Source organism: Hirschia maritima DSM 19733 (assembly GCF_000378345.1).
GTDB lineage: Bacteria > Pseudomonadota > Alphaproteobacteria > Caulobacterales > Hyphomonadaceae > Hirschia > Hirschia maritima.
In genome coordinates this window covers 272,130-285,301 of record NZ_KB899547.1, presented here as the reverse complement: position 1 = coordinate 285,301, position 13,172 = coordinate 272,130, and the positions used below count along the sequence as shown (strand labels likewise).

General features: G+C 45.7%; 13 protein-coding genes. 7 read left to right on the top strand and 6 right to left on the bottom strand.

The window, feature by feature from the left end; all coding sequences use genetic code 11:
* Nucleotides 1–47 precede the first annotated feature (47 nt).
* From F551_RS0112795 to F551_RS17195, 3 genes are all read left to right on the top strand, one after another.
* A complete protein-coding gene (locus F551_RS0112795) occupies nucleotides 48–1,157 on the top strand; it encodes a ParA family protein (RefSeq protein ID WP_018997916.1) in 1,110 nt (369 codons plus the stop codon).
* 173 nt (nucleotides 1,158–1,330) lie between these two features.
* Nucleotides 1,331–1,723, top strand: a complete 393-nt coding sequence (locus F551_RS0112790) for a hypothetical protein (protein ID WP_155826013.1) — start codon at nucleotides 1,331–1,333, stop codon at nucleotides 1,721–1,723.
* A gap of 77 nt (nucleotides 1,724–1,800) precedes the next feature.
* Nucleotides 1,801–2,289: a hypothetical protein gene (locus F551_RS17195; RefSeq protein WP_018997914.1), complete on the top strand. Its 489-nt coding sequence runs from the start codon at nucleotides 1,801–1,803 to the stop codon at nucleotides 2,287–2,289.
* 47 nt (nucleotides 2,290–2,336) lie between these two features.
* On the opposite strand, the gene F551_RS0112780 is transcribed toward F551_RS17195, so the two are convergent.
* The 6 genes from F551_RS0112780 to F551_RS0112755 all read right to left on the bottom strand — a co-directional run bounded on the left by F551_RS0112780 (nucleotide 2,337) and on the right by F551_RS0112755 (nucleotide 9,706).
* The gene (locus tag F551_RS0112780; RefSeq protein WP_018997913.1) at nucleotides 2,337–3,173 is read right to left on the bottom strand and encodes a hypothetical protein; all 837 of its coding nucleotides are present in this window, start codon (nucleotides 3,171–3,173) and stop codon (nucleotides 2,337–2,339) included.
* 71 nt (nucleotides 3,174–3,244) lie between these two features.
* Nucleotides 3,245–6,799, bottom strand: a complete 3,555-nt coding sequence (locus tag F551_RS0112775) for a tetratricopeptide repeat protein (protein ID WP_018997912.1) — start codon at nucleotides 6,797–6,799, stop codon at nucleotides 3,245–3,247.
* Between the two features lie 5 nt (nucleotides 6,800–6,804).
* Nucleotides 6,805–7,533 (bottom strand): MotE family protein, encoded by a 729-nt coding sequence (locus tag F551_RS0112770; RefSeq protein ID WP_018997911.1) that lies wholly within the window; start codon nucleotides 7,531–7,533, stop codon nucleotides 6,805–6,807.
* Nucleotides 7,534–7,545: 12 nt separating this feature from the next.
* Nucleotides 7,546–7,863 (bottom strand): DUF6468 domain-containing protein, encoded by a 318-nt coding sequence (locus F551_RS0112765; RefSeq protein WP_018997910.1) that lies wholly within the window; start codon nucleotides 7,861–7,863, stop codon nucleotides 7,546–7,548.
* The gene (gene fliM, locus F551_RS0112760) at nucleotides 7,860–8,993 is read right to left on the bottom strand and encodes a flagellar motor switch protein FliM (protein ID WP_018997909.1); all 1,134 of its coding nucleotides are present in this window, start codon (nucleotides 8,991–8,993) and stop codon (nucleotides 7,860–7,862) included. Before fliM ends, F551_RS0112765 begins: the two co-directional genes overlap by 4 nt.
* An 11-nt stretch (nucleotides 8,994–9,004) precedes the next feature.
* Nucleotides 9,005–9,706 (bottom strand): flagellar basal body-associated FliL family protein, encoded by a 702-nt coding sequence (locus F551_RS0112755; protein WP_018997908.1) that lies wholly within the window; start codon nucleotides 9,704–9,706, stop codon nucleotides 9,005–9,007.
* Between the two features lie 302 nt (nucleotides 9,707–10,008).
* On the opposite strand from F551_RS0112755, the gene F551_RS0112745 reads away from it, so the two are divergent.
* From F551_RS0112745 to flgH, 4 genes are read left to right on the top strand one after another with little or no spacing between them, the layout of a single operon-like run.
* Nucleotides 10,009–10,779 (top strand): flagellar hook-basal body complex protein, encoded by a 771-nt coding sequence (locus tag F551_RS0112745; RefSeq protein WP_018997906.1) that lies wholly within the window; start codon nucleotides 10,009–10,011, stop codon nucleotides 10,777–10,779.
* A 57-nt stretch (nucleotides 10,780–10,836) separates the two neighbouring features.
* The gene (gene flgG, locus F551_RS0112740; protein ID WP_018997905.1) at nucleotides 10,837–11,622 is read left to right on the top strand and encodes a flagellar basal-body rod protein FlgG; all 786 of its coding nucleotides are present in this window, start codon (nucleotides 10,837–10,839) and stop codon (nucleotides 11,620–11,622) included.
* Between the two features lie 23 nt (nucleotides 11,623–11,645).
* A complete protein-coding gene (gene flgA, locus F551_RS0112735; protein ID WP_018997904.1) occupies nucleotides 11,646–12,395 on the top strand; it encodes a flagellar basal body P-ring formation chaperone FlgA in 750 nt (249 codons plus the stop codon).
* 26 nt (nucleotides 12,396–12,421) lie between these two features.
* Entirely contained in the window at nucleotides 12,422–13,171 is a 750-nt protein-coding gene (gene flgH / locus F551_RS0112730) for a flagellar basal body L-ring protein FlgH (RefSeq protein WP_018997903.1), read from the top strand.
* Nucleotide 13,172: the final 1 nt, after the last annotated feature.

Here is a 13,172-nt window from a genome sequence, read left to right as displayed (position 1 = left end):
TTATCACCACAAGTAGAACAGGTTTTTTAAAAAGGGGGAGGAATACCATGTTTTCTGAATATTCTGATAATTTAGGACTGATTGCTAGTGTTCTTGGAATATTTGGTGCTGGAGTTGCTACACATTCTTTTTTAAATTCACGTAAAACAGACCACTTAAAACAAGAGCTTGAACAATACAAAGAGGAAATAGACCGATTAAGTTCGAATTTGGAAGCAGAAAGTGGGGCTACACAGGACTCATTCACTCAGTCCTCAGAAGTCTGGCTAAAAAACAATAAAAATCCAGTAACTTTCCCAGATTATGCATCTAGGAAACACAAGTACAGTATTCCAACTATAGTAATCAGCAACCTCAAAGGGGGAGTTGGTAAAACAACTGTTTCAACCAACCTCGCAACGACAATTGCATCAAAGGGAAAAAGAGTATTATTTCTTGATTTGGATTGGCAAGGTTCAGCAACGAGAGCCTTTAGCACACTAGGCAGATTAACAGAGAGAAGATCAGATATTGATCAAGTGTTTGCCGAAACTGCCAATGGTATATTGATTAAGTCACTCGCAAGAACAGGTTATGATTTACCACAAGGTTTATCATTTGTTCCCACGTACAAACAATTCGCAGCTAAAGAAAATGAGTGTATGATAAAATGGCTCAAGGGTAGTTACGAGTTCGACGCACATTATCTTCTATCAAAAGCACTTCTCGACCCCGTCATTCACGAGGAATACGACGCAATAGTAATTGATACACCACCCAGAATTACGACCGGGTTAGTTAATGCGTTAACCTGTGCTACCCACCTAATTATCCCGACAATTTTAGATGATATTTCGGCTGAAGCAGCTGAGTCTTATATTTCATCCATAGAACGCTTCAAAGTCTACAACTCTTCACTACGCATCTCCAAAATCATTGGATGCATGACATACAACGGCACAAAGCTTAATCAAACCGAAGAAAACGCAAGAAAGTCAATTATTAGACGCGCCAAGTCAGAAAACCTTCAAACAAATACACTAATTGCAAATCAATGGATCCCTAGACGGTCAGCAATACAACAAGCTGCTGGTAATCATTTAGCTGTAATGAGAAATAAAGAAATTCGAGAAATTTTCGATAACATTTATCAAGAACTGGACTTGTTTCCGCAATGAAATCAGGCAACTTACTTAAAATTCTAATCCCATTAGAACAAGTCGTCGAATGCTTCTCCGGCGAAACAAAAACCTTATCTTCCCTAATTAAAGCTTTATCAACAAAGAAAACACTAAACTTACTCAGCGTAGTCTTAACTTCACACAAGCACCCTATGTTGAGGAAAAATTCTTTGAATTTTGAAAAGCTATTAACAACTGTTGGTATTCTTCAACAAGCAACTGGAACTAAACAGTCTGCCAAAGCGATCAATGAATTAACTCAAGCTTTGAAAGAGCACAAAAACGACAATTATTCACTGGAAGACATTGCGCATCTAATCTCCGAGTTCGATCCTGTGACTTCATTTTTAGATGCGCTTAAAAATTCTGAGCACAACTCGGAGTATTTTTATTCGATCATCGAACATATGGGACGACGTGGAGTATTAACAAAAGCCCAAATTAGCAAAATCTCGAATTTGTATACAGACCAAAATAGATCTTACAAATCAGCTAAAGATGCGATCCATGAGATCAAAGCAAGATATACAGCTGATCAACTGTACAATTCTCAATCTGCTTAGAAGCAGTCTCTTTCCTTCTCCATAATTTGGTGCCTACACTCATCTTTAGGGTCAGGGAGCAATGAGGGATTAGGATAATGAAGCTTTCCAAATGGATTATTTCGAGTGTTGCAGCCATTGCCGCTGCAACTAGCTTTTCAGCACATGCAGATGAAGTCTGGGCGACCGAGATTGGCGAAGTTTACTACGCTGACGAAATCAACGGCTATGCGGTTTTCCACTATCCAACGATGCGCGATGGTGTCGAAGGGATAGCTTATTTCAAAGACCTTGCAGGCAATTATGATAATCGCAGCGGTACTTTTGAGGGGTATTGGGTTGAGCCTATATCTGGTTCTAGCGCTGCCTGTGACATCGCGATCGTGGATGAAAAAGGTGATACATACACCAGCTGGGGCCGCCTAAAAATCATGTTCACAGAAACCGCATTCCCTTCTGGCTGGGTAGCTCTTCGAGGTGATTGTTTCGATGAGCCAAATGATGCACTTGTGGGCAAACCAATGACAGCAGATTCACACCCTGAATATTTTGATGCAAAAGATAAAGCCGCCGCCACGTCTGAATGATATTGCGCGGGCCTCCTTCCAAGAGGCCCTCCTGCACTTCAAACTCTTCAAAGAAGCTTCTTGATAAAGTTCGATACAGGGATGTAAAAATCATCATCTCGCCAATAGGCATTGTGTGATGCTGGGTTCCAAGAACTCAACCAACTTCCAGCATTTATCGCTTTTTCACGCAACTCCTTGGCATCCGCCATCGCTTTGTATCTCGGTCCAATCTCAGCCAATGGAAAGCCAAGCACATCATCCTTGTCATAGAAATTTAGCCACCATGGTTTTACCTGCTTGGCCTTAGAAAGTTCAGTGCCCGGAAAAGCGATCGGCGTGACGTGTTCAGGAGCATAGCTGAATGTGAATAATGGAATATTGCACCCAAAGGTTACAAAGCCTGCCATTGTCTTCAAGCGACAAAATGTAGAGCAATCATCATCGCTCTTCTTCGTCGCATCATAAATATAATTGGACATGATATGCCCGCCCATTGAATGGGCTAAAACAATAAGCGGCGCGCCTTCCGATACATCATTTTCCAATTCGCTAATCGTTTGAAAAACACGGTTGTGAATTAGCGAATACGTGTTGTCGTTTGAATCATTGGGATTGTATCGATAAGCCGACGCATCTGATAAATTACACAGTACAAATTCACGCAATTCGTCAAATCTGGTCTTGCGTTTTATTTTCCGTAAATAGGTGTCTTGCCGAGATTGCAAAATGTCAGCCCAGAATATCTCTCGCCACGCAATTTTTGAAGATTTAGTATTTCCCAATTTGGAATAGACCCGCTTTTGCAGTTCTTTTGAGAAAGTAGGTTCGTCACTATTTTGCGGCCGATTAGCCCCCTGACTGCCTATTCCATGAATAACCGCTATCGCCAATTCCTTGGACATACCACTTCTCCCTCAATCTCGAATAAAAGATTAGAGTACAAGCAACATGGAATATGAGGATAACTTGGAAGTTATCCTTCTCCGTCAAAACGTTGTTTTATACTAGCTGCAAAAGCATCTACGCGCGGCGCATCAGCGCGTCGTCGCACTGCTTCGGATAAAGCAGCACCCGAAATATCGGTTTGCGACGTAATCAGCGCAAAGCTCTGTTCGTTGGCTGTGTTCTCAAACAGCGTCGCATAGCCTTGGTTCAAACGATCCAACAACCCCATATTTTTTGCCAAACGTCCAGCAATTGCAGCTTTTAGTGCAAGATCAACATCAGACTTTTGAGCATTTTCAGGCGTTGGCAACATTGAGGCTAGCTGGATTGCGGCATCTCCCCATTGTTCACTTTTCCAATAAGAGTCCGCGCGAATAGAAGCTGCTTCTAATCCCTCTACGCCCTCCAACAACTCGATAGCGTGATCTGTCCGCCCCATATCACGATAGGCTGCAGCCTCCAGCAAACGGCGCTGCAAAGCTAACTCTTTAGGTAAACGTGGTTGACGAGAGGCTGCGATGGCTGCAAGCGCGCGGTCAGGTTGACGGTCCATGAGATAGATAGACGCAAGGTCCACGGCGATAACGGCCTTACCGCGTCCCCGCACACGATTATCCACCTGGTGCTGAAGTAATTCAGTGGCAGGGTCGAGCAAGTCAAAAGCAACCAATCGACGCGCCAGTTTACGGATCATTCTATCCCCATCTTGGCCGATTGGGGTCAAATCTCTAAATTCATAAAACAGTGCAAGTGCTTGAATTGGGTCTAAGCGTTCCGCTTCACCATCCAAATAGAGTTTACGGAAAAACTCCACTAGACGAATTCGCAATTCACGCGCACCCGGCTCATTAGGGCTTCGTAAAGCAGCAGACTGAACCAGAAGTAACGCTTCTCTAAACCGACCAAGGCTCATGTATTGATCAGCAAGAATACCTACTGTTTCCATTTCAACGGAGTCACCGCGCCAACGATAACGTAGCGTATCCAAATGGTCTGCCGCTTCAGAAGGAGTAATCTTGTCAATCTTGGCCCCTAAATCGAGGCGACGTAATTCAGCGCGTACAGCGACTGGTTCACTTCCATCGACAGTTAAAGCAACATATTGCTTGTAAGCTTTTTCCAACTCACCTTTTGTCTCATCAATGCGGGCAATCAATAGAGATGCTGATTCAGCGGATTCACGGTAACTCGTACCGGCTGCGCGACCTGCCAATTGGCGGGCTCTATCCAACTCATTTGCTTTTAAGGCTGCTTCAGCAGCAACGTTATAAAACTCTGCTGCCCAACGTCCAGAATAGGCAAAAATAAGTTCTTCAGCTTGACGGAAAAAGTCGTTTGACCTTTCCCATTGGCCTAGTTTTGCAGCCACATATCCGCGCCACAACATAGCGGATTTATCAGCGCGCAAAGGCCCTTTAGAAAGATCTTTTTCAGCTTCTTCATAGCGTTGCATCATCACAAGTGCAGCACCGCGAAGCCCTAAAAAAGCTGCTTCTTGCTCTAAGAGTGGACGGCCATCTAAAGCCGTTTCTAATACACCTGTCGCTTCGGCACCGAAATCATGTCCGATGTAAAAACGAGCAAGATCAACTAAAACATCAGTCCCAGCCTTTGATGCAGGATCACGCGCTGCCGCTGCTCTGGCCAACTCACCTTTTCTGGCAAAGAAATTATTCCCATAAAGGCCACCCCAAGCATCAAAATCAATGAATGCAGGCGTCGGCGTATCTGTCTTCATCTTTGCGTAAGCAGCTGTTGTACCACCAGAAGCATCCGACATTGCCATCCCTCTGGACGATGTCACCACGACACGTTCATCATTGAGTTTCACAGAAACATCATCAGAATTTGGAATAATCGCCAAACCATGTGCCGTAGAAGGCATTTCAGCTTCCACAAATCTTCTTGGTGTCGTCGATGCTGAAGCAGGTCCAAACGCAACTGCAGCTGCTATTTCATCACCCACCATGGGGTCAGTAAACCACACAATCCCCGCAGCACCGATTAGTGTTGTTTCAATACTAAAGCGCCCCGTATCGGACACTTCTCTAACAGGCTTTAGAAAGCGATCAGGCTGTACGGCTGCAGGTGCAAATGTAATCGTCCAAGTCGTTCCGACCGACTGCGCCGACGCGACCATCCCTTCAGGAGCTTCAACGCGCAAAAACACAGCTTCTTCCTGCCGTATTGTTTCCACTGTGTAGCGTGAAGGAACTTTAGATTGATCAATTTCGATATCTGAATCAGTTGCAAACACAATCCAGTTGGCTGGTTGACGTGTAAACACTGCGGCTGGTGCCGGCGCTTGCCAAGGCACTGAGATAGTCAACCCATTTGGTAATGACTTAATCTCAGCTTTCACCTTTTTGGAAACAGGAGAAGGATCCGCCCATTCACCTCGAAAAAAAGTCTCTCGCGGTCCCAATTTTTCATTTTTGACTTGCTGGGTTGGAGTAATCTTAGGTGATTGTACCGCTTCGGAATTGCCGCCTCGATCCACATCTATATCGCGAGACAATCCAACTGCCTGTGAAGATGAACCAAAAACCGCCTCTTTGGGTTCTGGAGGCTTAGGCAATGCCAATTCTACAGGCTGGTTTGGCTCTTGGTACGCCGTATTTTGGATCGGATTTTCTTTTGGTTCAGGCACAGAGGCATTTGAAGCAGGTTGTGCAGGCTCGTTTGCTTTTCGCTCGGCAGCAGCTGCTGCTTCAGCTACAGCTTTTTCTTGCGCCGCCTTTTCCTTTTTTGCCGCCTCAATTGCTTCTTTAGACGCCAAATCGACGACGACGATGTTCCCCTCTTTATAGGCAGTTGGCGTCACACCTGAGGGCAGTTCCAGCCTAAACAACATGCCCAAATCGTCATTTTCAAAACGCGCACCTTCCAGCTGACCATAAGGATCGATGTTCAATCGAGCTATATCTGGCTTTGCACGGTGATCAAACTTCAGGGAAAATAAACCATTTTCAAAATCAGTCGTGTATTCAACGCTCTGCGGCCAATAAAATGCCACACGTGTGCGACCACCAGCATCAGATGCACGAACCTCGAGGCCATCAATAAAATCAACTGGCGGCGGTATTTCAGCGATTTTTGCTGCCGCGGCTTGAGCTCTTCTAGCAGCGACTAGAGGCGAGATGATATCTCGCGGATCAGCTTCAGTTTCTTCTGGCAGAATATCTATAGCTGTCAGATCAATCGACTTGGACAAATGCAGACGTGTATCTTGCTTTTTTAAAGCAATTCGCGCTGTCAATCCATCACCGTCAAGGCGCGCTAAAGCCACCCACGCTGGCAAATTCTCACGCACTGGTTCCAAATCCAAAGACACCGGTTCAGGAAATTTCAACACCAACACTCGGCTTTGAATACTGGCATCTATTTTAGGCGCGGTTTCATCACCATCAGACCATTTCGCGACCAATCGAGCATGTCCACCTGCGTCGTCAGCTGTCAAAGATACACCGCGCTGAGCGAATGCATCTTGCCCCCATAAGAAAGGCAAAGCTGTGGTCGCAATACCCAATGATAGTGCTGCTTTGGTGAGTTTACTCTGCGATTTGGTCCGAAGCTTTTTCAATGTTTTTACCCAGCTTCTGCCCTAGCCAACAAATCATCAGCCGTACTTGGTAGTTCGGCTCGCTCCGCTAGCATTCGTGTCAGCTGCTCTGCTCTCTTGGACGACATGGCAGACATAACAGCACCTAGCTGAGCGTGTTTCATCCGTTGGGATACTTCCAACAACACATCATCACCAAGCGTTTCAAAAATACGGGCTGCATCTTTGGGTTTCATACTTTGATAAACGCTAACCAAACCATCTAAACGTTCGTCACGCTTTTGTTCCATAGTGACCAATAGATTTTGGACACCCGCTTCAAGCTCTTTCAATTCCGCTATCTGCTCGTCCAAGCGCGCTTCGGCTGCTGCGGTCATTTGTTCGCGTGTATCAATTTTTTCAGCGCGTTCATCCAGCTCCATGCGGCGATCAGCTAGAGAACGAAGCACTTCAATTTCATACTGAGAAAGACCTGTTTCAGCCGTAAAATCTGGCACGGCCATACAGGTATCATCTCTAGAATCTTCTATTTCTGAAAAATCAACATCAGTCATGCCGTCAAAGTCATCTTCATGACCAGTATCATCCACTACTTCAGGCGCATCATACCCATCATTTTCGGCATTTTCCTGACCTTCAGTGTAATCATCCGTAGCGGGCTCTGTTGCAGCCTCAGCTATATCGACCGCCTTCAATGCAATGGAGCCAACTGAAACAGCGATAAGAGCTGGCATGAGACGAATTGTTTTTGTCATGTTTACTAGCTCCTAAAATGTGTTCCGGCGACGCAACCCTGCATCACCCTGTGAGACGGAAATCTCTTGATTACGCGTATGCAATGCACGCGCTTCATCAATTTGAATTTGAAGTTTTTGACCAACATCAGTTGAAGTGGATTTCAAATCTCCAATAGTCGCTTGAGCCTGGTTTATGGTCAGTGCCAGCTCCTTAGTCGCTTCCAGCATACTATCGCGACCTGACTTGATGGCTTTCAAACGATTATCTAATCGCCAAAAATAAGCGATCGCGATGACCAACAAAACGATAAGAAAAACATCAATTATAATAGATGGTGAAACAGTCATTGTTGGCTCTCCACAAGTGCCTTTTTGGCAACCCCTTCAAGAGGCGCGTCGACACGCACCGCAACTTTTTTTCCAATGCGGCCAATTTGGCCCTCGGTTAGATAAATATCACCACAACGCAATGATACTTTTGAATTTTGTCCAGCATTCATGAGGAGCGTATCACCCACTTCAAGGCTCATCATACGGCCTAGCGGTTGTTCAAACTCGTCCATCACCACACGAACATTGGTTGGAGCGGTCCAAATCTCAGTCGCGAGGTGACCTTCCCAAATATTGTCGTTACCAAACTTCTCACCCATGAAGTTCTGCAAAAGCATTTTCCGGATCGGCTCTAGCGTTGCATAAGGCAACATCAGCTCACAGCGTCCACCACGGTCTTCCATATCAACACGCAAGCGCACAAGAATGGCGGCATTAGCGGGTTGAGCGATTGCAGCAAAACGAGGGTTTGTTTCAATCCGGTCGAGATCAAAATCAACCTCGGTTAGTGGGTCAAAAGCTTTCTTCGCGTCCCCAAGGATCACTTCCACAAGACGTGTAACCAGCATGCGCTCAATAGTGGTGTAAGGACGGCCTTCCACACGCATAGCAGCAGTACCGCGACGACCGCCTAACAGCACATCCACAATTGAATAAATTAGGTTTGAATCAACAGTCACCAAACCATAATTGTCGAGTTGTCGTGCTCTAAACACAGCAAGAATAGCAGGCAATGGAATTGAATTCAGATAGTCTCCAAAACGCATGCTTGCAATGGAATCCAAAGAAACCTCAACGTTATCAGAAGTGAAGTTACGAAGACTTGTCGTCAGCAAACGAACAAGGCGATCAAAAACCACCTCGAGCATTGGCAAACGTTCATAAGAAACATGCGCTGAGTTAATGATGGAACGGATACCCGACCCTTTTCCATCATCATCTTCTTCAAGCGAGAAACCAAGAAGAGAGTCAATCTCATCCTGGTTTAGAATACGTTCCGACCCAGCCGAGTTACTAGCTGATGTGGAGGTATCAAGGTCAGCTTCAGCTTCATTGGCAAGCTCAGCTTCCCAAGCCGCAGCCATATCCTCGTCGAAGTTACCTTCTTCGCCGCCGTCTACGCTCCAGTCTTCATCTTCTGCTGTCATGCTCTAATTCCTTATTGCACCAGCATTTCTTCGATCAACACAGCATCCACTCGCGAAGGAGCGATTGCTATATTAATACGGCGCAAGAGCTCCAACCGAAGGCGATACCCACCAGCAGAACCATTTAAGTCATCAACTCTCAATTCACGTAAGAACATTTGATATTGATCAGTAATACGCGGGAGCATTTTCGGAATATCTGAAAACATTTCTGGATCTTCAGCTTCCAAAGTCAGCTTTAATTTCAAGAATAATTGACGATCGCCATCCTGACTGGCCAAGTTCACCAAAAGGTCTGGCATTATGTAATAGGAAGGATCTCCGGCATTTCCGACTTGTAAAGTTCCGGTATCACGCACCGGACCTTTTTTTCCGCCTTTATCATCGCCATAGCCGGCTTTTTTATCTTTGCCGCCTTTATCCTTCTTTTCGTCCTTTTTTTCCTTGTCGCCGTCTTTTTTATCGTAATCATCGCCTTTTTTATCCGAACCATCTTCAGACTTTTCATAGTCTCCTTTGGCTTCGGCATACTCTTTGGAGGTATCTTCTTTCCCTCCTCCAGCGAGCATCATCCCCACAGCGACACCACCTGCGAGGATAAGGAATGCTGGAAGAACTATGAATAAAATCATAGTCTTACCAGCAAGTTTCTTTTTCGCTGGCTTTTCTTCCTCAGCGGTTTCTTCTTCAGGTTTTGTTTCTTCTTCAGCCATGGGACCTGCTCAAATTAAATCGCGCGTGTGTTTCTATTATTAGGCAAAATCGTTCTACTTCGTTAACGATTCATGGAGATCGGCAAAATCTGCCGATTTAATACGGAAAAATTTTCACCTCAATGCAGTTATCTCAACATGGTGTTAACCATCTTCGGGCCATTTTGTATTTTGAAAACTGATATGTTCAGCGCAAAATAGCGCAGGACGCTGATGAATTTGTTGAGCAGGTATAACTGACAAATCATCTTCCGCGGTCTCTAGTAAAATAGCAGAGTCCAGCGTTGGGTTTATGTGGTCCAATGGACAATTCTTTAGCGATTGGTCTGTCGACGCAACAATTATTGCGTCAGAAAATGGATGTTACTGCGAACAACCTCGCAAACATGAACACGACCGGATTCAAAGTTGAACACCTAGTTAATCACGAAATTACAGAACGTCCTGCCCGCGCAACAGAAAACCCACACGACATTACTTTTACCCAAGGTTGGCAACTTCAACGTGATATGAGTGTGGGCACAATCGTTCAAACGGGAAACCCACTAGACATCGCGATTGATGGCATTGGCTTTTTTGAGGTTGAATCTCCAAACGGTGATATTTTTTATACACGCGATGGCGAATTTTCTATGGGCATTGATGGCCAATTGCTCACTCGCAATGGTGAACACTTGCGAAATTCCCGCGATGTTTATGAAGGCGAATCCATAATTATTGCAGCTGGAGGCCCGATTACAGCTAACCCTGAAGGCGGGCAGATTACCATCAATCAGGATGGGTCCATTGTTCAAGATGGCGGTACAATCGGAAATCTGGGTGTCAAAACCTTCGAAGTTCCAGAAGCCTTAGAAAAAGTTGGAAACAACCTCTACATTAGGGGCGATCAAGAACCCATAGATACACAAGTTCGCCTACAACAAGGTTTTGTCGAAAGTTCGAATGTCTCGCCAATTGTTGAAATGACACAAATGATTGAGATTTCACGCGCTTATCAAAGCGTCGCAAAACTCATTACCAATACAAATGATATGCGCGAGCAAGCTATCAGCAAGCTCGCAAAAGTCCGTTAGCCCACAGTCAGAAACATAAGTCTGGCTTCACGCTAGCAAGATAAGAAGGAAGAATTCATGCGCGCACTCAGTACAGCAGCCACAGGTATGCAAGCGCAACAGCTTAATGTTGAGGTGATATCAAACAATATCGCCAACATGAATACGACTGGATACAAGCGTCAACGCGCTGAATTTCAAGACCTTCTCTACACCAATCAGGTTAAAATGGGTGTTTCCTCATCTGATGCCAACACTGTGGTACCGACAGGTGTTCAGGTAGGTACCGGTGTGAAAACTGGGTCTGTCTACCGGATTACTGAGCAAGGAAACATCCAACAGACTGGGAACTCCTATGACATCGCCATGCAAGGTGATGGATATTTCATGGTCCAAATGCCAGATGGAAATACCGCATACACAAGAGCCGGGAATTTTTCTGTCAATGGAGACGGTCAAATCGTGACAGAAGACGGGTACACTGTATCACCCGGTATCACTGTGCCAGCTGATACACTAGAAGTCAGTATCAATGCCCAAGGAACTGTCCAAGCAACAACTGCTGGGGCAACAGAACCATCAAACCTTGGTTCCCTTGAAATAGCACGCTTCATCAATCCAGCTGGTCTTGATGCAATCGGAGACAACCTTTTGCTCGAAACTGTGGCTTCTGGTGCAGCCAATGTAGGTCAGGCAGGTGCTGTCGGGTTTGGAACGGTTCTTCAAGGCTTCCTTGAAACATCAAACGTGAATGCTGTGACGGAAATCTCCGCACTGATCAATGCACAGCGGGCCTATGAAATGAACTCTAAAGTCATCACATCCACCGATGAGATGCTTCAAACGACAGCTCAATTGAAATAATGAGCAAATAGGAAATAAGCTCTATGCGTAATCTTCTATTCCACCTGACATTTCTCGCTGCGATGATCGCCTGTGCGCCTATCGCAAGAGCTGATACGGATGCTCAGCCAATAAGTGTTTCAGGTCCTTGGATTACGCTCGGAGATGTTGCTGATGCCTCTGGGCCACTCGCAAAAGTACGTGTCGCGCCCTCACCTGACCCGGGTCAATCCATGAAGCTTGACCCTCAATTTGTCGGAAAAATTGCAAGAGAAAATGGCGTATATTTTCCTTCGAATGCGACAGCGCCCATTACAGTTGCGAGATATTCGTCGCAAGAAGTAACAAAGGCAAAGCAAGCTGCTGCACGGGCTAAACTTCCAAGCAATAATGCGCCTCCTAAAGCTGACTTCCTACTGGCATTTTCAAAAGACATGAAACGCGGGGACGTTATTCTAGCTGATGATTTGGTTTGGATTGCTCCCCCCAAGAACAGACTACGCCCAACAGGTACACCATCAACAAAGGACAGTGTTGTCGGCAAAGAACTGAAACGTTCTGTCCGCGCGCAACAGTCATTTCGTCTGAGTGATGCCCACACACCAGCGCTCATCCGCAAAGGTGACCCTGTGACACTCACCTACTTAAAAGGCGGACTACGTTTAACGGTAGATGGAAAAGCCTTGATGGACGCGGCGCAAGGAGCGCCGGTTCGCGTGTTAAACAATTATTCGAAAAAAACGATCGACGCTGTCGTATCGGGCGCAGGTGAAGCCCGTGTTCTCGGCCGTTAATCAAGCTATATGAATTGAGAAGACATATGAGCGATCTAAACAAAATCAAAGTAGCCACAACACTTGCAGCAGCAACAGCAATGAGCGCATGTTCTGCAACTGGCATTTCCGACCGCATGGCGTCTCCAGAGCTGACACCAATTCAAAATCCGGCAACTGTGGCTGGCCCTACTCCAGTTTCTATTCCACAACCCGCCCCAGTCGTCCAAGACTACACACAAAATTCACTGTGGCGCACAGGAGCGCGCTCCTTCTTCGACGATCAGCGTGCTGGTGATATTGGTGACATCCTAACCGTAAACATCGCTATTTCCGACCAAGCTCAAGTTAATAACACAACATCTCGCAGCCGTTCAGGAAATACGTCTGCATCAGTGAACGCAATGTTTGGTCTAGATCAACTCATTGATCGCAATATTCCCGGCGGTGTTGGTATTTCTCCGGGTGCTGATTTTGGATCTTCTTCTACGTCAAATGGCGCAGGAACTGTAAATCGCGCTGAGACAATCAATCTAACCGTTGCTGCCGTGATCACCCAAAGACTGCCAAACGGAAACTTGGTTATTGCTGGTTCACAAGAAGTGAAAGTAAATCACGAAGTGCGCGAGCTTGTTGTTGGTGGCATTATTCGTCCAGAAGACATTTCAGCTACAAACACAATCTCCCACACACAAATTGCGCAAGCGCGTATTTCTTATGGTGGTCGCGGCGATCTTTCCAACCTGCAACGCGCAAGCACAACAGCCCGCGCTGTAGATGCAATCAATCCGTTTTAAT

Bases quoted from the DNA above. Each gene is read 5' to 3' on its own strand.
- F551_RS0112795 (WP_018997916.1), top strand. From the start codon at position 48: ATGTTTTCTGAATATTCTGATAATTTAGGACTGATTGCTAGTGTTCTT.
- F551_RS17195 (WP_018997914.1), top strand. From the start codon at position 1,801: ATGAAGCTTTCCAAATGGATTATTTCGAGTGTTGCAGCCATTGCCGCT.
- F551_RS0112780 (WP_018997913.1), bottom strand. From the start codon at position 3,173: ATGTCCAAGGAATTGGCGATAGCGGTTATTCATGGAATAGGCAGTCAG.
- F551_RS0112770 (WP_018997911.1), bottom strand. From the start codon at position 7,533: ATGACAAAAACAATTCGTCTCATGCCAGCTCTTATCGCTGTTTCAGTT.
- F551_RS0112765 (WP_018997910.1), bottom strand. From the start codon at position 7,863: ATGACTGTTTCACCATCTATTATAATTGATGTTTTTCTTATCGTTTTG.
- fliM (WP_018997909.1), bottom strand. From the start codon at position 8,993: ATGACAGCAGAAGATGAAGACTGGAGCGTAGACGGCGGCGAAGAAGGT.
- F551_RS0112755 (WP_018997908.1), bottom strand. From the start codon at position 9,706: ATGGCTGAAGAAGAAACAAAACCTGAAGAAGAAACCGCTGAGGAAGAA.
- F551_RS0112745 (WP_018997906.1), top strand. From the start codon at position 10,009: ATGGACAATTCTTTAGCGATTGGTCTGTCGACGCAACAATTATTGCGT.
- flgG (WP_018997905.1), top strand. From the start codon at position 10,837: ATGCGCGCACTCAGTACAGCAGCCACAGGTATGCAAGCGCAACAGCTT.
- flgA (WP_018997904.1), top strand. From the start codon at position 11,646: ATGCGTAATCTTCTATTCCACCTGACATTTCTCGCTGCGATGATCGCC.
- flgH (WP_018997903.1), top strand. From the start codon at position 12,422: ATGAGCGATCTAAACAAAATCAAAGTAGCCACAACACTTGCAGCAGCA.